General features: G+C 60.9%; 15 protein-coding genes. All 15 read left to right on the top strand.

Features of this window, described 5'->3' with window-relative positions:
* Window positions 1-179 precede the first annotated feature (179 nt).
* The 15 genes from flhD (at window position 180) to cheZ (ending at window position 19120) form a co-directional block, all read left to right on the top strand.
* Window positions 180-506: a flagellar transcriptional regulator FlhD gene (flhD, locus tag BM194_RS05500; protein WP_092844570.1), complete on the top strand. Its 327-nt coding sequence runs from the start codon at window positions 180-182 to the stop codon at window positions 504-506.
* A 6-nt stretch (window positions 507-512) separates the two neighbouring features.
* Entirely contained in the window at window positions 513-1106 is a 594-nt protein-coding gene (gene flhC, locus BM194_RS05495; protein WP_092844568.1) for a flagellar transcriptional regulator FlhC, read from the top strand.
* Between the two features lie 147 nt (window positions 1107-1253).
* Window positions 1254-2126: a flagellar motor stator protein MotA gene (motA, locus tag BM194_RS05490; RefSeq protein WP_092844566.1), complete on the top strand. Its 873-nt coding sequence runs from the start codon at window positions 1254-1256 to the stop codon at window positions 2124-2126.
* Window positions 2123-3079 carry a flagellar motor protein MotB gene (motB, locus tag BM194_RS05485; RefSeq protein ID WP_092844564.1) on the top strand — a complete coding sequence of 319 codons (957 nt, stop codon included), beginning with the start codon at window positions 2123-2125 and terminating at the stop codon, window positions 3077-3079. Before motA ends, motB begins: the two co-directional genes overlap by 4 nt.
* A gap of 19 nt (window positions 3080-3098) precedes the next feature.
* Window positions 3099-5234: a chemotaxis protein CheA gene (gene cheA, locus BM194_RS05480; protein ID WP_092844562.1), complete on the top strand. Its 2136-nt coding sequence runs from the start codon at window positions 3099-3101 to the stop codon at window positions 5232-5234.
* Window positions 5231-5746, top strand: coding sequence for a chemotaxis protein CheW (gene cheW, locus BM194_RS05475; RefSeq protein WP_092844560.1), 516 nt, complete (start codon window positions 5231-5233; stop codon window positions 5744-5746). The genes cheA and cheW overlap by 4 nt, the downstream gene beginning before the upstream one ends.
* 136 nt (window positions 5747-5882) lie before the next feature.
* The gene (locus tag BM194_RS05470; protein ID WP_092844558.1) at window positions 5883-8057 is read left to right on the top strand and encodes a methyl-accepting chemotaxis protein; all 2175 of its coding nucleotides are present in this window, start codon (window positions 5883-5885) and stop codon (window positions 8055-8057) included.
* Between the two features lie 153 nt (window positions 8058-8210).
* A complete protein-coding gene (locus BM194_RS05465; RefSeq protein WP_244890886.1) occupies window positions 8211-9812 on the top strand; it encodes a methyl-accepting chemotaxis protein in 1602 nt (533 codons plus the stop codon).
* A 335-nt stretch (window positions 9813-10147) separates the two neighbouring features.
* Window positions 10148-11842 (top strand): methyl-accepting chemotaxis protein, encoded by a 1695-nt coding sequence (locus tag BM194_RS21000; protein WP_092844554.1) that lies wholly within the window; start codon window positions 10148-10150, stop codon window positions 11840-11842.
* A 67-nt stretch (window positions 11843-11909) separates the two neighbouring features.
* A complete protein-coding gene (locus tag BM194_RS05455) occupies window positions 11910-14075 on the top strand; it encodes a methyl-accepting chemotaxis protein (RefSeq protein WP_092844552.1) in 2166 nt (721 codons plus the stop codon).
* A 101-nt stretch (window positions 14076-14176) separates the two neighbouring features.
* Complete coding sequence (locus BM194_RS05450; RefSeq protein ID WP_243836101.1) at window positions 14177-15001, top strand: CheR family methyltransferase; 825 nt, start codon at window positions 14177-14179, stop codon at window positions 14999-15001.
* Window positions 15002-15064: 63 nt separating this feature from the next.
* Entirely contained in the window at window positions 15065-16126 is a 1062-nt protein-coding gene (locus BM194_RS05445) for a protein-glutamate methylesterase/protein-glutamine glutaminase (RefSeq protein ID WP_092844550.1), read from the top strand.
* A 34-nt stretch (window positions 16127-16160) separates the two neighbouring features.
* Window positions 16161-17888, top strand: coding sequence for a methyl-accepting chemotaxis protein (locus BM194_RS20995; RefSeq protein ID WP_092844548.1), 1728 nt, complete (start codon window positions 16161-16163; stop codon window positions 17886-17888).
* A gap of 163 nt (window positions 17889-18051) precedes the next feature.
* A complete protein-coding gene (gene cheY, locus BM194_RS05435; protein WP_019018462.1) occupies window positions 18052-18441 on the top strand; it encodes a chemotaxis response regulator CheY in 390 nt (129 codons plus the stop codon).
* Window positions 18442-18460: 19 nt separating this feature from the next.
* Entirely contained in the window at window positions 18461-19120 is a 660-nt protein-coding gene (cheZ, locus tag BM194_RS05430; protein ID WP_092844520.1) for a protein phosphatase CheZ, read from the top strand.
* The last annotated feature ends 51 nt before the right edge of the window (window positions 19121-19171 follow it).

Genomic DNA, 19171 nt, shown 5'->3' with positions numbered 1-19171 from the left:
GTTCCGTCAAATTTATTAGAACTTTAGTCATTTCTTCTGCGTAGCGTGTTGCAACGTTTCATAAAAACGTCTCACAATAGGTACACAATGAAGTACCAAGAGTCGTCTATCGGAGACAGGCTCATAATAAACGAATGGCCCTAGGCCATCGATTACGCAAACGCAGGGAATGACAAACCATGTTGACTGACAGCCTTCTGAACGACATCCAGGACATCAACCTCTCGTACCTGCTGCTGGTACAGCGCCTCATCAATGAAGACCGTACCACTGCCATGTTCCGCCTCAAGATCAGCGAACCCATGGCCGATATGCTGGCTTCGTTGTCCGTAAAGCAACTGGGCCAACTGTCGCGTACCAACCAGTTGCTGTGCCGCCTGTGCTTCGACGATCCCGAACAGTTGCTCAAGCTCACCACCGACCCGCGCGAGCAGGGCCTGGGGCAGACACATGCGGCGCTGCTGATGGCCTCCGTGCCGACCCGCTCCAATCTCCAGGCGGGGTAAGTCGACATGGCCGAGAAGAGTCTGGTCAGCGAGATGCAGCAGGTCCAGATGGCCATCGAGTTGATTGAACTCGGTGCCAGGCTGCAGGTACTCGAAACGGAAACCGACCTGAGTCGTGCACGCTTGATCAAGCTGTACAAGGAGGTGCGCGGCATGTCTCCACCCAAGGGCATGCTGCCGTTCTCCACCGACTGGTTCATCACCTGGTTGCCGAACATTCACTCGTCATTGTTCTACAACATCTACGAGCGCCTGGTGAACGACCACGGTTGCGAGCGCATGAGCGCGTTCGTCAGGGCGTTTCGGCTCTATCTCGAACAACTTGCGATTGAAGACGCCGAGCCGGTGCTCGGGCTGACACGGGCCTGGACGCTGGTGCGTTTCTTCGAAAGCGACATGCTGGAGTTGAGCAAATGCACCAGTTGCAGTGGCCGCTTCGTGGTGCATGCGCATACCCCCTCTCACGATTTTGTCTGCGGCATTTGCCAGCCGCCGTCGCGAGCCGGCAAGACGCGCAAGCGTCGCGAGGCGATCGAAGCGGGTCGCCGGGCCAAGTGCGATGACGATGCCTTGCCGATGGTGCAGGCTCGCCAGGCCTGAACAAGCCGCCCTCCACGCAACCGCAGCTGAATGACGCTGCGGTTTTTTTATGCGCGAAATCTGTGGGTTCGTTGCCCTCAAGGTCACTGCAGTGTTGCCGATAACAACCAATAAGTAACTCATTCTGCAAGACGAGGACATGAACGCGTGTTAATCCCCATCGGCTATTTCATCGTTATCGCGTCGGTCTTCGGCGGTTACTTGATGGTAGGCGGCCATCTGGGCGCACTCTATCAGCCTGCCGAACTGGTCATGATCGGCGGTGCAGCCGTCGGCGCTTTCGTGGCCTCTAACAATGGCAAGGCCATCAAGGCAACGTTCCGCACATTTTCCAAGCTCAAGCGGACGGCCAAGTACAACAAGCTCATGTACATGGAGCTGATGGCACTCCAATACAAGCTGCTGACCAAGGCGCGTCGCGACGGCATGCTGGGTATAGAGCGCGACATCGACGACCCCCAGAACAGTGCCATTTTCGCGGATTATCCCAAGCTGCTGGCCGATCCCATGGTTATGGCCTTCTTGACCGATTACCTGCGCTTGATGGTCAGCGGCAACATGGACCCTTTCGAAATCGATGCACTGATGGAGCACGAGATCGAGACGTTCCAGCATGAAGCGGAAGTCCCGGCGCATGCGTTGCAGACGGTCGGCGACGGCTTGCCGGCCTTCGGGATCGTAGCCGCGGTCATGGGGGTCGTGCATGCACTCGGCTCGGCCGACCAGGGCGCGGCGGAGATGGGCATTCTCATTGCCCACGCGCTCGTCGGCACGTTCCTGGGCATCCTGCTGGCGTATGGCTTCGTCAACCCCCTGGCGGCGCGTATCCATCAGCAGATCGCTGAAGCGGTCAAGATGCTGCATTGCATTCGCGTCACGTTGATGGCGAGCCTCAACGGCTACGCGCCGCAGTTGGCCGTGGAGTTCGGGCGCAAGGCGCTCTACACCGCCGAACGTCCGACCTTCAATGAATTGGAAGATCACGTCCGCAACTCGAAAAGCTCAGTGGGGGGACCATGAGCGGTGCCCATCGTCCTGTCATCGTCAAGCGCAAGAAGTCGGTCAAGGGCGGGCATCATGGTGGTGCCTGGAAGATCGCCTATGCCGATTTCATGACCGCCCTGATGGCGCTGTTCCTCGTGCTGTGGCTGCTATCGACGGCATCGCCGGCGGAACTCAAGAGTATTTCCGAGTACTTTCGCACGCCGTTGCCGGTGGCCATGGCAGGCGGCGACAAGAACACGGCGAGTACCAGTGCCATCCCGGGCGGTGGGCCCGATCCGGCGCATGTCGACGGCGAGCAGATGCGTATCGACCGCCGCCAGGAAACGCGTCCCAGCGACGAGCAGCGCCGGCTGATCAACCTTGAAAAGCGTATCGAGTCGGTGATCGAGAGCAAGCCGAACCTGCGTGAATTGCGTTCGCAGTTGCGCATGGCGATGACCCCGGAGGGGCTGCGCATCCAGATCGTCGATTCTGAGAAACGCCCCATGTTCGAGCTGGGCAGCGACCGCGTCGCGCCCTACATGCGCGACATCCTGCGTGCCATTGCGCCGGTGCTCAACGAGTTGCCGAACCGCATCAGCCTGAGTGGCCATACCGATAGCCTGCCCTACGTCAATGGTGAGAAGGGCTACAGCAACTGGGAACTGTCGGCGGACCGCGCCAATGCGTCGCGGCGAGAGCTGGTCGCTGGCGGGCTCGATGCCGAAAAGCTGCTACGCGTTGCCGGCATGGGCGCTCGCGTGCCGCTGCACGAGGTAGACGGCAGCGATGCCGCCAACCGGCGGATCAGCATCCTCGTGCTGGACAAGCGCGCAGCCACGTCGATCACCAACCAGAGCGTGCAGACCTGGTCGGAAGCGCCGCCAAAGATTGCCTCGCCGGCAGGCACTAACGTGCCGGACGAATCGGCCGTGGTGATACCCAATATGGCATTGGAGTCGCTCAACGATGCGCTCAATGCCCCTTGAGACCTGAGTGGATTAGAACATGGATATTACTGAATTCTATGAAACGTTCTTCGAGGAGGCGGAGGAGCTTCTGGGCGACATGGAGCGCCACCTGCTCGAGCTGGATGTCGACGATCCCGACCCGGAACAGCTCAACGCCATCTTCCGTGCAGCACATTCCATCAAGGGTGGCGCGGGAACGTTCGGTTTCCTCGTGCTGCAGGAAACCACTCACATTCTCGAAAACCTGCTCGATCACACGCGCCGTGGAGAACTCACGCTGCGCCGCGATATCGTCGACACCTTTCTGGAAGCCAAGGATATGTTGCACGACCAGCTGGACGCCTATCGCAATGGCGCCGAGCCCGATCCGGAAGCCTTTGAGCGCATCTGCAAGACCCTCAAGCAACTGGCCCTGGATGAGTTGGGCAAGTCGATGGGCGACAGTGCCGGTAATGCCACTGCCGCGGCACAGCCGACGCCGCCGCCCGAGCCGGAACCGGTAGCGGAAGCCGAGACGCCCGAGGAGTCAGCCGCCGAGACAGCATCCGTCGAAGGCGGTGCCCTGTGCGTGGCGCTGTTGAACGTCAATGACAAGGATCGCGAGCTGCTGGTCGAGGAACTGGGGCAGCTAGGCGAGATTCGCGAGCAGCGCGGCGATGACAAGCGCTACGAAGTGATCCTGCAGACCGGCGTCAGCACTGACGATATCGAAGCCGTCATGTGCTTCATCGTCGAGCCTGAACAGCTCCAGATCAGTAGCGTAGGGGCGGCTTCCGCACCTGCAACACCGGCTGTCGAGGCCAGGGCGGACGATGCGCCGGCAGTCGAGAGCAAGCCGGCCGCCACCAAGGCGCAAGTCCCGGCCCCGGCCGAGCAGGCCAAACCCGCTGCCGACAAGGCGGCCAAGGCACCTGCCAAGGCTGCGTCGAACAAGGCCAAGAGCGGTAGTGAGTCCAGTTCGCTGCGCGTGCCCGTCGACAAGGTCGACCAGATCATCAACCTGGTCGGTGAGTTGATCATCACCCAATCGATGCTCGATCAGACGGCCAGCGAATTCGATGGCGTGACGCACAGTGCGTTGCACAACGGGCTCAACCTGCTGCAGCGCAACGCGCGCGACCTGCAGGAAGCGGTCATGTCGATTCGCATGATGCCGATGGACTACGTGTTCAGTCGTTTCCCGCGTCTGGTGCGCGATCTTGCGGCCAAGCTCGACAAGGATGTGGAACTGGTGACCGAAGGCAAGTCCACCGAGCTCGACAAGAGCCTGATCGAGCGCATCATCGACCCGTTGACCCACCTGGTGCGCAACAGCCTCGACCATGGTATCGAGTCGCCGGACAAGCGCGAGGCCGCGGGCAAGCCGCGCACCGGCAAGCTCACACTGTCTGCCCAGCACCAGGGCGGCAATATCCTCATCGAAGTCATCGACGACGGTGCTGGTCTTAATCGCAAGAAGCTGCTGGCCAAGGCCGAATCCAACGGCTTGGCGGTGTCCGACAGCATGAGTGATGACGAGGTCTGGCAACTGATTTTCGCGCCGGGCTTCTCCACGGCGGAAAAGGTCAGCGACGTGTCCGGCCGGGGCGTCGGCATGGACGTGGTCAAGCGCAACATCCAGGCGATGGGCGGGCATGTCGAAATCGTGTCTCGCGAAGGCCAGGGAACGACGACCCGCATTGTGCTGCCGCTGACGCTGGCGATTCTCGACGGCATGTCAATCAAGGTCGGAGATGAAGTGTTCATCCTGCCGCTGGGCGCCGTACTCGAATCGCTACAGCCCAACGAGGACGACCTGTATTCCATGGCCGGCAACGACCTGCTGCTCAAGGTGCGCGACGAATACCTGCCGGTCATCGCCCTGCACCAGGTACTGGATGTGCAGGGAGCGCGGACCAAGCTCACCGAATGCATCGTGGTCATCGTGCAGGGAGAAGGCCGCCGCTATGCCTTGGTCGTCGACGACCTGGTCGGGCAGCAGCAGGTTGTCGTCAAGAATCTGGAAACCAATTATCGCAAGGTGCCGGGAATTTCCGCGGCCACCATCCTTGGCGATGGCAGCGTCGCGCTGATCCTCGATATTGCCGACCTGCATCGCCTCAGCCGGCGCAAGGCGCCGCGCCGTAACAACGACCCACAGCCCCAGCTCGTTCAGGAGGTACTTCCGTCATGACCGCCGTCTCCCAGGCCAGTAACCAGCTTCAGCAGGCCAGCGCCGCTGCCCTCGACACCCAGAGCAGCGAGTTTCTTGTCTTCTCGCTGGGCGATGAAGAATACGCCGTCGATATTCTCAAGGTGCAGGAAATCCGTGGCTACGAGAACGTCACGCGTATCGCCAATGCACCGGACTTCATCAAGGGCGTGACCAACCTGCGCGGCGTGATCGTGCCGATCGTCGACCTGCGCATCAAGTTCCACCTCGACAAGGTCGAGTATGGCGGCCAGACCGTCGTCATCGTGGTCAATGTCGCCGAGCGTGTAGTGGGCATCGTGGTCGATGGCGTCTCCGACGTCATGACCCTGTCGCCCGACCAGATCAAGCCGGCGCCGGAATTCGGCGTGGCCCTGTCCTCCGATTACCTGAGTGGCCTGGGTAGCCTGGATGACCGCATGCTGGTGCTGGTCGACATCGACAAGCTGCTGACCAGTGAGGAAATGGCACTGGTCGACCGTACAGCCAAGTAACGCTGCACGACCCTCACAATGGGGAGCGCCCCGCGCGGCTGACTTTCAGCCGGCGGGGCCTGTCGGGTCAGCGTTAGGAACAATAAGAAATATCGGGGCCAGAGGGGGCCCGGATTCCAGGAACAGGGGAAGCGCCATGCAAAACAACCAGCCGGTCACGCACCGGGAATATGTCCTCGATGATGATAGCTATCTGATTTCGCGTACCGACTTGAAGGGGCGGATCACCTACGTGAATCCGGCCTTCATCGAGGTCAGTGGCTTCAGCGCCGAAGAGTTGATCGGGGCGCCGCACAGCATAGTCCGCCATCCCGACATGCCGGAAGCTGCCTTCGCGGACTTGTGGCAGACCATCGAGGCCGGGAATTCCTGGGAGGGCCTGGTCAAGAATCGCCGCAAGAATAGTGATCATTATTGGGTTCATGCCAGTGTCACGCCCATTTTCGAAGGGGGCGAGATCCAGGGCTACGCCTCGGTACGCGTCAAGGCGACGGAAGAAGATTGCCAGCGCGCCGAACAGGCCTATGCACAGCTTCGTGAAGGCACTACCAAGCATTACCGGCTGGATCGCGGCCAGTTGCGTCGACGTGGCCTTGTCGCGCGCCTGGCGCGGACCAACGTGCGCTCCATGCGCGCTCGCCTGGTCACGCTGATCGGCGCAGCCGCCGTGCTGGTGCTGGCAAGTGGCGGGATGGGCCTGTATGCCTTGAACGAAGCCGGGGAACGTTTCACGCGTCTCAATCAGGATGGGCTGGAAGACGTGGCGCGCCTGCAGAAAATCGATCAACTGGCAACGCAGAGCCACCAGTCGCTGGCACGTCGCGAGCGGCTCGAGTTGCTCGACACTCGCGGCGAGCGTGCCGATGAGTTGCAGGACCTGATCGAACGCATTACCGCAAGGTGGAACGAATTCGATCGCCCGAACAACCACTCGGCGCTGACCCAGGCCTTCGCCGATCGACTGTCCGGTTACTTGACTGACGACCTTCAGGCTACCGTCGACGTGCTGCGCGGCGAGGATGCCTTCAAGGCCTTTATGGCCCTGCAGGACAGTATCGGTGAATTGCAGACCGAAGGTGACGCCATTTCGCAGGAGATCAACAAGCTGATCGCCGAAAAGCAGGCGCAGGCACGCGCCTTGGCCGAGCAGGCTGCTGCTGAAGAGCAACGCATGTGGTTGTTTCAGGCGGCTCTGCTGCTGGTGGGGCTGACGCTACTGATCCTCATGGGGGCCTTGATGATTCGCGCCATCCTGCGGCCGGTCACGGAGTCGGTAGCGTTTACCCGCCAGATTGCGGCCGGCAACCTGGGCGCTGACATGCCCAGCCAGCGTAACGATGAGCTGGGCCAGCTCATGAGTGCCTTGAACACCATGCGCAAGAGCCTGGGCAGCATCGTCAAGGACGTGAATCACAGTGTCAGCGTGGTGCGTCCGGCATCGCACGATATCGCTACAGGCAACGAGGACATGTCATCGCGTACCGAGCAGCAGGCGGCCTCGCTCGAGGAAACTGCCTCGAGCATGGAAGAAATGACAGCGACTGTGAAGCAGAACGCGGCCAACGCGCGTGAAGCCAGCGGGCTGGCAAGCAATGCCGCCGGGGCCGTGCGCGAAAGCGGCGAGGTCATGGGGCAGGTCGTGACCACCATGGATCGCATCACCGAAAGCTCACGCAAGGTGTCCGAGATCATCGGTGTCATCGACTCGATTGCCTTCCAGACGAACATCCTCGCACTCAATGCCTCGGTCGAGGCGGCGCGCGCCGGTGAACAGGGGCGAGGCTTTGCAGTTGTGGCCGGCGAAGTGCGCAACCTGGCCGGTCGCTCGGCGGATGCCGCACGCGAGATTCGCGCCCTGATCGACGGTTCCGCCCAGGAAATCGGCGGTGGCGCCGAACTGGTCAAGAAAGCGGAATCCTCTATCGGGCAGGTCGTGGCGTCGGTACTCAAGGTCAACGACATCATGGGGGAAATCGCCTCGGCGTCGGATGAGCAAACGCGTGGTATCGAGCAGATCAACCAGGCGATCGCCCAGATGGATGAGGTCACGCAGCAGAATGCCGAGCGTGTCCAGACGTCGGCGAGGGCAGCCAATGACCTGAACCATCAGGTGGCGGTGCTGGCCAATGCCATGGCCGTGCTGCGCCTGAGTGGCGAGGGCAAGGAGGCAGTGACGCGGGAAACGCGTTTCAAGGCGGCCGAGGCGCGTCGTCACTCGTCTGCCAAGGCGCTGCCATCCAGCCAGAAGTCATCCGGTAAATCCGGCAAGGTGGTACATGCGGAAACTCAGGAAGAGTGGGAAGAGTTTTAAATTAGTTAGTATTTAATTAGATAAAGCATGTGTCGGAATGGCACATGCTTTTTTGTTTTTGTAGAACACTAGTCCTCTTTAGTTCTCGTAATTCTTGCCGATAGTTAAACCAACTCCGTCACTACGGTCATTGATAAATTACCGAGACTGCTAATGAAACATTGGACGATGCGTAGAAAGTTATGGGCCCTTCTGGTCCTTATGTGGATTGGGATGATGTTGATTGTCGGCTGGGCCGCTCTCGACAAACGCGAGACACTGCTACAAGAGCGTAAGCGAAGTCTTCAGCTCTTTATCACGAGTGCGCATGACATGGTTCAGGATTATGTCGAGCGTGCAGGGCAAGGCGAGCTGGCGATTGATACTGCGAAGCAACAGGCGCTTGAACGTATCGCGACGCTCAGCTTCGGCGATGGCGGTTATATTTTCGTATTTGATAGCGATCTAAATATTGTCTACCACCCGCGTCGCGATGCGGGAACGTCAATGAGTCAGTATCAAGACGATGCTGGGAAGTACTTGTACCGTGAACTTCTCAGCGTGGCGACATCCGCAGGTGGCGGAGGATTCGTCGAGTACATGTCCGTAAATGCCAGCAAGGTGCAGGAGCCCAAGTTGAGCTATGTACTGCGCATTCCCGAATGGGATTGGCAACTGGCGACGGGGGTTTATCTCAATGACATCCAAGCGGCGTTCTGGCGTAGTGTGTTGGGGTTGGGAGTCCTCCTGCTGATCGTGGGGGCGTTCCTGACCGCGGCCATGTTCTGGATCATTCGTGGTGTACTGAAAAGCCTGGGCGGCGATCCGGACCATGCCCGTGACGTTGTTCAGCAGATCGCCGGCGGCGACCTGACCCACAAGCTGCAATTGAAGGCAGGAGACTCGTCAAGCCTCTTGTCGGCCATTGAAAGTATGCGCCAGCGCCTGGCTTCGTCGCTGGAACAGGTTCGCCAGGCAGCCGGCCACATCAATAGCGGTGCAAGCCGCATTGCCGCTGGCAATCAGGATCTCTCGGCGCGCACCGAACAGCAGGCTGCTTCCATCGAGGAAACCGCCTCCAGTATGGAAGAATTGACGCAAACGGTGCGCCAGAATGCCGACAATGCCCGCCAGGCCAGCACGATCGCCGAGGAGACCAGTAACACGGCTCGTCAGGGCGGTACGATGATGGGCGATGTCGTGACAACCATGCGCGGCATTTCCGAAAGCACCCAGCGCGTCAATGAAGTGATTGGGGTGATCGACTCGATCGCCTTCCAGACGAATATCCTCGCGCTCAATGCCTCGGTCGAGGCGGCACGTGCCGGGGAGCAGGGGCGGGGCTTTGCCGTGGTTGCCGGTGAAGTGCGAACTCTGGCCAGCCGTAGTGCCGAAGCGGCTCGCGAGATTCGCACCATGATCCAGGCCTCGAACGAACAGGTTGAGGCGGGGGCAGGGTTGGTGGATCGCACCGGCGAAACGATCCGCGATGTCGTGTCTTCGGTGGCACGCATGTCGGCACTCATGCGTGAGATCGCCTCGGCATCGCAGGAGCAGAGTGCCGGTATCGAGCAGGTCGGCCAGGCCGTAGGCCAGATGGATCAGGTGACGCAACAGAATGCCTCGCTGGTTCAGGAAGCTAGTGTGACTTCCGCGTCTCTGGAGAACCAGGCGCACCAGTTGGAGGAGATCGTGGCCTGGTTCAAGCTGGTAGGAGCACCCAGAAAAGCCACGCTCACCAAGCCCAAGGCACTGACGCACGACAGCGTCATGTAAGTGCCTGCGTCACCGCCTCGATGACGATGCCGCCCCGCCCGGGGCGGCATCGCTGGTTTCATAGACCAGCTACCCCCTACCAAGCCGTTCACTATCAAGTCTTTTCCCTATCTGCCGATAGTTCTTTCAACGGTTGGGACTGGGCGGGATTGGCTTCCGGATACGGGAACTTCCATATGCCCACCGTTCGTCTGCCGATTGCGGGTGTACTCCGCGTCCGTGAGGCGGCGGCACGAGACCATGCATGAGCATGGCGTCAAGAAAAAAAGAGGCAGCGCAAAACGTCGGTGACGATCCATCGAGTCGCCTCACACTCAATAAGACGCAGGGTTCTTATGAAGCTGATCGATAACATGACCGTAAAGACCAGCTGGTTGATGGTGCTGGCAGTGTTCACGGTGCTGGTGTTCACCGTCAGTGGCTTGGGTGGCTATGCCGTGATGTATAGCCAGAATGCCTTGGGTACGCTCAACCAGGTCAATGTCGAGCAACAATCCACGCTCAACCGGGCCAATACCCAGTTGCTCAACCTTCGCCTGGCAATTCAGAGCGAATATGCCCAGCTCAACGGGGCCGGCTGGGGCAATCAGGAATCCCGGATGGATGCACTGCCCGGCATGCTCGACACGCTGCGTGGCACCTTTGCGGAATTCAAGGCGATTCCTGCCCAGCCTGAGCACCAGGCATTGATCGATGAAGTCGAAAAGAATTTCAGCGCTGTCGTCGAGGGTGCATTGGCCCCGCAGATTGCGGCCCTGCAGGATCTGGACTTGTTCACGTTCAGTGAAAATGCGGCCAACGCTCAGGCACTCAGCGATGCTTTCTATGCCAGTGCGGTGGATTTCTTTATAGAAGCCGAAGGTGATGGCCGGGAACTATACGACACGTTCCAAGATACTGCATTAATACTGGAAATCGCCATCGGGGCTGCCGTAGTGATTTCCATCGTCATGATCCTGGTCGTGTTGTGGGGCATCACCGTCAATGTCATTCGTCCCCTGGGACGGGTCGTGCAGCATTTCGAGCGCATGGCCGAAGGCGACCTGTCGGCCAGCATCGAGCAGCGCGGCAACAATGAAATCGGCAAGTTGTTCTCGTCCTTGGCACGTATGCAGGAAGGACTTTCGACGACCGTAGGCAGGGTGCGTCGTAGCAGCCAAGGCATTCACGCCGGCTCGCGCCATATCGCTCAGGGCAATACCGACCTGTCATCGCGCACCGAGCAGCAGGCGGCGTCTCTCGAAGAGACCGCGTCCAGCATGGAGCAGTTGACCTCTACCGTGAGCCAGAACGCCGACAATGCGCGCCAGGCCAGCCAATTGGCGCAGAGCGCATCGCAGACCGCCGAGCGAGGCGGCAACGTGGTCGGGCAGGTGGTCGACACCATGCGTGACATCAGTGCCAGTTCCCATAAGGTCGTCGACATCATCGATGTCATCGATTCGATCGCTTTCCAGACCAATATCCTGGCGCTCAACGCCTCGGTCGAGGCTGCTCGTGCCGGCGAGCAAGGGCGGGGATTCGCGGTGGTCGCCGGTGAAGTGCGCAACCTGGCTGGCCGTTCGGCCGATGCCGCCAAGGAAATTCGTGGACTGATCGAAGCCTCCGTCGAACGTGTCGATGCCGGTTCGAAATTGGTCGATCAGGCAGGCAGCACCATGGGGGACATTGTCGCTGCAGTGCAGCGCGTCAACGACATCATGGACGAGATCGCGTCCGCATCGCAGGAGCAGAGCAACGGCATCAGCCAGGTAAATCAGGCCATTACCCAGATGGATCAAGTCACCCAGCAGAACGCCAGCCTGGTGCAGGAAGCCGCCTCTGCCGCCACGGCACTCGAGCGTGAAGCCGAAGCCCTGCGTGAGGCCGTGGCGCTGTTCCGCCTGTCGCAACAGGCCGAGGCCGGCCAGGAGGCCTTGCCGGTACCTTCGTCCCGCGATTCGCGAGCCGCGCTGAAGGCACCCGCCGACAGCCAGGCCCGGCTGCCCGAAGCGCGGACGCCAGCCGAGAACGAGTGGGAAGAGTTCTGATTTCCGTCTTCACCAGAACAACAACAAGAGCACGCCTGGGAATTTACCAGCAGCAAGGAACATTGTTATGCGCAATCACCAACAGGTCACCCAACGCGAGTATCAGCTGGACGATGAGCATTACCTGATCTCGCGAACCGACCTCAAGGGCCGGATTACCTATGCCAACCCGGCCTTTGTCGAGGTGAGTGGCTATACGCTGGAGGAATTGATCGGGGCGCCGCACAGCATCGTGCGCCATCCCGACATGCCCGAGGCGGCGTTCGCCAATCTCTGGGAAACCCTCGAGGCGGGAGAATCCTGGGAAGGGCTGGTCAAGAACCGGCGCAAGAATGGTGATCACTACTGGGTGCGTGCCAGCGTCGTGCCGATTTTCGAGCATGGCGAGGTCCAGGGTTACGCTTCCGTGCGAGTCAAGGCCGATCCAGAGGCCTGTGAGCATGCCGAACAGGTCTATGCCCGGATTCGGCAGGGCAAGCTGCAGGGTGTGCGGCTATCGCGAGGTCACATCCAGCGCAGCGGACTGCGGGGCTGGTTGGGGCGGCTGCAATTTCGTTCGCTGCAAGGCCGCATGACGACCATGATCGTGCTGGCCCTGCTGCTGTTGGGTGCCAGTGGCGGCTTGGGCATGTATGGGCTGGAGACGGCCGGTGAGCGACTCGAGTCGCTCAATCGCAACGGACTGATGGACGTGGCGCGCCTGCAGCGTATCGAGCAATTGATGACGCGCGGAAGGGATGCCGTGTCAGGGCCGGTCAGCAATCCCATGTCGGGCGACATGGAAACCATGCAGGCCGAGGTCGAAGGCATCATTGCCGACCTCGATCGGCTCTGGGGCGAGTTCATGGCTCGCGAAAGCAACCATACCGAGGCTGCCGAGACCTTTGACGAGGGACTTTCCGGCTACCTGGAGGACGGCTTGAAAGCCGTGACGACCAGTCTGGTGGATGGTGATTTCTATCAAGGCTTCGTGGCCTTCAAGGATGTCCTGGAACCGGAAGGCGATCGTCTCAGCGAGGTGATCAACAACCTGGTCGCCAGCAAGCAGGAGGCGGCTCAGTTACTGGCCAGCGAAGCGATCCGTGACAAGCGCCGGATGCTCATGATCCAGAGCGGGCTGTTGTTGGCCGGTCTCGTGCTGCTCATCGTGATGGGCATTCTCAGCATTCGCGCCATCCGTCGCCCCGTGAAGGAGTCCATGCAGTTCACGCTGCAGATCGCCTCGGGCAACCTGGGCGCGACCATGCCCAGTGCGCGGGACGATGAATTGGGGCGACTGATGCGTGCCCTGGATGCCATGCGCAAGAGCCTCGGCAGCATCGTGACCGATGTCAATCACAGCGTCTCCGTGGTGCGGCCGGCCTCGCGCGACATTGCCGAGGGCAACGAAGACCTGTCGTCGCGCACCGAGCAGCAGGCTGCTTCGCTCGAGGAGACCGCCTCGAGCATGGAGCAGATGACCAGCACGGTTCGCCAGAATGCGGCCAATGCCCGCGAAGCCAGTGGCCTGGCCAGCACGGCGACCGATGCCGTGCGCCAGAGCGGCGAGGTGATGGGACAGGTTGTGACCACCATGGATCGCATTACCGACAGCTCGCGCAAGGTCGCCGAGATCATCAGTGTCATCGATTCCATTGCCTTTCAGACCAACATCCTGGCGCTCAATGCCTCTGTCGAGGCTGCACGTGCCGGAGAGCAGGGGCGAGGGTTCGCCGTGGTGGCCGGCGAAGTGCGCAACCTGGCCGGACGGTCGGCGGATGCCGCACGCGAGATCCGCGCCCTGATCGACGGTTCCACCCAGGAGATCGATGGTGGCGCCGAGCTTGTCAAGCAGGCCGAAGCTTCCATCGAACAGGTTGTCGCTTCAGTGACCAAGGTCAACGACATCATGGGCGAGATCGCGTCGGCGTCCGATGAGCAGTCCCAGGGCATCGAGCAGGTCAATCAGGCGATAGCCCAGATGGATGAAGTCACGCAGCAGAATGCCGAACGGGTGCAGACTTCGGCGCGCGCCGCCCATCGCCTAGACCAGCAGGTTGCCTTGCTGGCCCAGGCCATGGCGGTGTTGCGTCTGAGTGGCAGCGGAAAGGAAACCGTCGACCGGGAGACGCGTTTCAAGGCGGCGGAGGCGCGTCGTGCGCTCCCGCCTCGAACAGAGTCGGCAGCGACGCCCCCTGTGCAGAAACAGGTCAAGCAGCACGCGGCCAGTGAGGATGAATGGGAGGCCTTTTGAGCACAACGATCCATCGGTCCGTCCTGGAGGGCGACGCCCAGCGGGAAACCGGTCTTGAGGGCGGCTTTTCCCTGGGCAGCGGTCTCGAGCGCGACCTTGTCATGACCGATGCCGACTTCGAGCGCGTACGCAAGCTGATCTATGAGCGTGCCGGCATCGTGCTGGCGGAGCACAAGCGCGAGATGGTTTACAGCCGTCTGGCTCGCCGTCTTCGTCAGCATCGCCTGACCCGCTTTACCGATTACCTGGCGCGCCTCGAGCGGCAGCCCGATGCCAAGGAGTGGGAGGCATTCACCAACGCCTTGACCACCAATCTGACGGCATTTTTCCGCGAAGCGCACCATTTTCCGTTGCTGGCAAGCCACGTCATGAAAAGTGCCGGGCCCGTGCGCATCTGGAGTGCCGCGGCGTCCACCGGAGAAGAGCCTTACTCCATTGCGATGCTGCTACAGGAAACCTTGGGCACGCGGGCGCGCGATGCACGGGTGGTGGCCACCGACATCGATACCGATGCGCTGGCCAAGGCGCGTGCCGGGGTTTATCCCATGGATCAGGTTGCCAAGCTGAGCGAAGAGCGCCGCAAACGCTTTTTCCTGCGGGGCAGCGGGGCACGAGCGGGGCTGGCTCGGATTCGTCCGGAGCTGGCGGCCATGGTGGAGTTGCAGGCGCTCAACCTTCTCGCCCCGAAATGGGAAATCAAAGGGCCTTTCGACGCCATTTTTTGCCGCAATGTCATGATCTATTTCGACAAGGCGACCCAGGCCAAGATCCTCGAACGTTTCGTGCCGTTCCTCAAGCCTGACGGGCTGCTGTTCGCGGGTCATTCCGAAAACTTTTCCTATATCAGCCAGGCCTTTCGTCTGCGTGGCCAGACGGTTTACGAGATCGCCAATTCACCCTCAAGTCGACCGGGTCATGGCCGATAGTCTGAGCATTGTGTCCTTTTGCGCTGCCGCTGGACGGCAACGCGATGGAAAGGAGAGTGTCCTTTGAGTGCACCCAAGATAAAGGTGCTGTGTGTCGACGATTCCGCACTGATTCGCGACCTGATGACCGAAATCATCAACTCGCAGCCGGATATGGAAGTCGTGGCGACGGCCCCGGATCCGCTCGTGGCCCGTGACCTGATCAAGCGTACCAATCCCGACGTGCTGACCCTGGATGTGGAAATGCCGCGCATGGATGGGCTCGATTTCCTCGAGCGCCTGATGCGCCTGCGGCCGATGCCGGTCCTGATGGTGTCCTCGCTGACCCAGGCCGGCTCGGAAATCACCTTGCGTGCCCTGGAACTCGGCGCCGTCGATTTCGTGGCCAAGCCGCAGTTGGGCATCCGCAGCGGCATGCTCGATTACAGCAACATGATCGCCGACAAGCTTCGCGCAGCCGCGCGTTCGCGCCCACGCAGCGTACGCCGCGAGGGGACGCCACCACCGGCGGCCATCAAGGCCCCGCTCATCTCGAGCGAGAAGCTCATCATCATCGGGGCATCGACGGGGGGCACCGAGGCCATTCGCAGTGTACTGGAGCCGCTCCCGGCCAATTCACCGGCCATCCTGATCACCCAGCACATGCCGGGGGGCTTCACGCGGTCGTTCGCCGAACGGCTCAACCGACTGTGCCGCATCACCGTCAAGGAAGCCGAGGACGGCGAGCGCGTACTCCCTGGGCATGCGTATATTGCACCGGGCGATGCGCACCTCAAGTTGGGCAGAAGCGGGGCCAACTACGTGGCTCAACTGGACAACGGCCCGCCGGTGAATCGTCACCGCCCCTCGGTGGACGTGCTGTTTCACTCAGCGGCCCAGCATGCCGGACGTAATGCCATCGGCGTCATTCTGACCGGTATGGGCAAGGATGGCGCAGCCGGGCTGTTGGCCATGCGTCAAGCCGGCTCGCATACCCTGGCACAGAGCGAGTCGACCTGCGTGGTATATGGCATGCCGCGCGAGGCGGTGGCCCTGGGCGGTGCCATGGATGTCGTCGACCTTGACCAGATGGCTGGACAGATCATGCACTTGGTGGCCGCGTCGGGACGGGCCCAGCGGGTATAAGAACAGTCTTTTAACGACACAGGGAAACTGAACCATGAAGCGCCTGCTCGGAAACATTTCAATCAATACCTTGCTGACCTCGGTGTTGTTGTGTGTCGGCGTGTTTTTTCTGGTGCTGGCCGGCTTGGCCTATACCGGTAACCGGGCGGCCGAAGAGTCGATCGGTACCCTCAACGAGGTCAACGTCAAGCAGCTCAGCGAGATCAGTCGCGCCGATGTGCTCAAGCTACGGGCCCGCCTGAGTCTTGAAGGCGCCTCGGCAGCGCTTTACCTGGGGCGTAGTGACCTGGCTGAAGCACAAGTGACACAAGCGAAAGACCTCATCGAGCGTGCCCAGGCAAGATTCGCAGCATTCCAGGCCTTGCCCAAGAGCGAGGCGATCCACCCGCTAACGGATCCTGTAGAGACGCACTTTGCCGAGGTACTGAGACTACTGGAACTGCAGCAGCAGGCGCTGGCCGGCAATAATATTTCCGGCTATGACACGTTCAAGCCTGAACTCGAAAACGCCGAGGCCCCCCTGGCCAGTGCCATGACCGAATACGTGCGTTACGCGAATGAGCTGGGTCAGGCCAGCATGAGCGAGTACCAGGCGCGCACCCAGTTGTTCGAGGCCATCGGCCTGGCCGTCGTCGTGTTCGCGCTGCTGATGCTAGTCGCGGTGCGCTTCGGCCTGGTGAACATGGTTGTCCGTCCCCTGCGTGAGGCTGGCGAGCATTTCGAGCGCATCGCCAAGGCGGATCTTTCCCACGAGATCAAGGTCTTCAACCGCAACGAGATCGGCCAACTGTTCGCGTCCATGCGCGACATGCAGCAAGGGCTGAGCAAGACCGTTGCCACCGTGCGCCAGAGCAGCGGTTCGATCCATGTCGGCACGCGCGAGATCGCCAGCGGCAACGCCGACCTGTCTTCACGCACCGAGCAGCAGGCGGCCTCCATCGAAGAAACCGCGGCGAGCATGGAGCAGCTGACCGCCACCGTGCGTCAGAACGCCGACAATGCCCGCCAGGCAAGTACGCTGGCCAACGATGCCTCATCGACAGCAGGGCACGGCGGGGACGTCGTGGAGCGTGTCATTACCACGATGCACGGCATCTCCGGCAGCTCGAAGAAGATTTCCGACATTACCGGCGTGATCGACTCCATCGCGTTTCAGACGAATATCCTGGCGCTCAATGCCTCGGTCGAAGCGGCGCGTGCCGGTGAGCAGGGCCGCGGCTTCGCCGTGGTTGCCGGCGAGGTACGCAACCTGGCCAGCCGTTCCGCTGCGGCCGCCAAGGAGATCAAGGCGCTGATTGACAACTCGGTAGCGCAGATCCAGGAAGGTTCGACGCTGGTCGAGGAGGCGGGCACCACGATGCGCGATGTGGTGGCGGCGGTGCGTCGTGTCACCGACATCATGGACGAGATCTCCGCCGCGTCTCAGGAGCAGAGCGACGGTATCGAGCAGGTCAATACTGCCATCACACAGATGGATGAAGTCACCCAGCAGAATGCGGCGCTCGTCCAGCAGGCGGCAGCCGCTGCGGCTTCTCTCGAAGAACAGGCCAGCCGTCTGGAGCAGGCCGTTGCCGTGTTCCGCCTGGCCGGCCATGGCCAGCTGGGCAGCGAGCCGACCGCCAGGCTGGCGCATGCCACCGCCTCGCCGTCCGCACCTGCCACGAAACAGTCCGCCGCACACCGGATACCGGCGGCCCGGAACAAGGCAGCCGTCAAGTCCCAGCCGGTGGCCGAGGCCGGGGACGACTGGGAAGAATTCTGAGCCTGACTATACGACACCGCCCTGTGCCGCTTCTGGCGAAGCAGGGCCCTGCAACGGTGAAATGCGCCGGGAATGCTGGATTACTCACTACTTTGCCCCCGCGTTTTCACTGCGACAATCACGATAGCCGTTTGGCGTGCCACTTAGACGACGAGGAAGAAAGATGGCCGATAAGAACATGAGCATTCTGGTGGTAGATGACTTTCCCACCATGCGACGCATTGTCCGCAGTCTGCTCAAGGAACTGGGCTACACCAATGTGGAAGAGGCCGAAGACGGCCAGGATGCGCTGGGCAAGCTGCGCTCCGGTGGTTTCGAGTTCGTCGTGTCCGACTGGAACATGCCCAACCTCGATGGCCTGGAGATGCTCAAGCAGATCCGCGCCGACGATGCGCTCAAGTCTCTTCCGGTTTTGATGGTCACGGCGGAAGCCAAGAAAGAGAACATCATCGCTGCGGCCCAGGCCGGGGCCAACGGCTATGTGGTCAAGCCGTTCACCGCCGCGACGCTGGAAGAAAAACTCAACAAGATTTTCGAAAAACTGGGCAAATGATCCGTGAGGAGGGCCAGCCATGAGCGGTGAAGCGCAGCAAGCCGTCAATCACGGCGATGATCTTATCCTGAGAATCGGGCAACTGACTCGCATGCTGCGTGACAGCATGCGTGAGTTGGGCCTCGACAAGGAAATCGAACGAGCAGCTGAAGCCATACCCGATGCGCGCGACCGCTTGAATTACGTGGCATCGATGACCGAGCAGGCTGCCGAGCGTGCCCTGAATGCCATTGATCGGGCGCAGCCGATCCAGGAGGGCCTCGAGGCGCGGGCCAATGAGCTCGACAAGCGCTGGGCGGAATGGTTCGCCGAGCCCAAGGAGCTCGACGATGCCAAGGCGCTGGTAATCGATACGCGCAACTACCTTGGCGACGTTCCCGCCAAGACGCAGGCAACCAATGCCGAGTTGCTTGAGATCATGATGGCTCAGGACTTCCAGGACCTGACCGGCCAGGTGATCAAGAAGATGATGGACGTCATCAAGCAGATCGAGAACCAGTTGGTTCAGGTGCTGCTGGATAATGTGCCGGACAGTGACGATCGCAAGGAATTGCGTCGAGTGATGGACGCCGAGCGCGAGTCGTCGCTGCTCAACGGGCCGCAGATCAAGCCCGAAGGCGCCGATGTGGTCAGCAGTCAGGATCAGGTGGACGACCTGCTCGACTCGCTGGGTTTCTGACCCCGTTCGTTCCACGGCGTATCGCTGCCTTCCGGTGCGCTGTGCCCTCGC

Origin of the sequence: Modicisalibacter xianhensis, from assembly GCF_900113605.1 — a bacterium.
Classification (GTDB): Bacteria; Pseudomonadota; Gammaproteobacteria; order Pseudomonadales; family Halomonadaceae; genus Modicisalibacter; species Modicisalibacter xianhensis.
The sequence above is the reverse complement of the archived record's forward strand: the minus strand, read 5'-3'. Positions and strand labels throughout refer to the sequence as shown.

Coding starts and splice junctions, on each gene's coding strand:
- flhD (WP_092844570.1), top strand. CDS start 180: ATGTTGACTGACAGCCTTCTGAACGACATCCAGGACATCAACCTCTCG.
- flhC (WP_092844568.1), top strand. CDS start 513: ATGGCCGAGAAGAGTCTGGTCAGCGAGATGCAGCAGGTCCAGATGGCC.
- motB (WP_092844564.1), top strand. CDS start 2,123: ATGAGCGGTGCCCATCGTCCTGTCATCGTCAAGCGCAAGAAGTCGGTC.
- cheA (WP_092844562.1), top strand. CDS start 3,099: ATGGATATTACTGAATTCTATGAAACGTTCTTCGAGGAGGCGGAGGAG.
- cheW (WP_092844560.1), top strand. CDS start 5,231: ATGACCGCCGTCTCCCAGGCCAGTAACCAGCTTCAGCAGGCCAGCGCC.
- BM194_RS05470 (WP_092844558.1), top strand. CDS start 5,883: ATGCAAAACAACCAGCCGGTCACGCACCGGGAATATGTCCTCGATGAT.
- BM194_RS05465 (WP_244890886.1), top strand. CDS start 8,211: ATGAAACATTGGACGATGCGTAGAAAGTTATGGGCCCTTCTGGTCCTT.
- BM194_RS21000 (WP_092844554.1), top strand. CDS start 10,148: ATGAAGCTGATCGATAACATGACCGTAAAGACCAGCTGGTTGATGGTG.
- BM194_RS05455 (WP_092844552.1), top strand. CDS start 11,910: ATGCGCAATCACCAACAGGTCACCCAACGCGAGTATCAGCTGGACGAT.
- BM194_RS05450 (WP_243836101.1), top strand. CDS start 14,177: ATGACCGATGCCGACTTCGAGCGCGTACGCAAGCTGATCTATGAGCGT.
- BM194_RS20995 (WP_092844548.1), top strand. CDS start 16,161: ATGAAGCGCCTGCTCGGAAACATTTCAATCAATACCTTGCTGACCTCG.
- cheY (WP_019018462.1), top strand. CDS start 18,052: ATGGCCGATAAGAACATGAGCATTCTGGTGGTAGATGACTTTCCCACC.
- cheZ (WP_092844520.1), top strand. CDS start 18,461: ATGAGCGGTGAAGCGCAGCAAGCCGTCAATCACGGCGATGATCTTATC.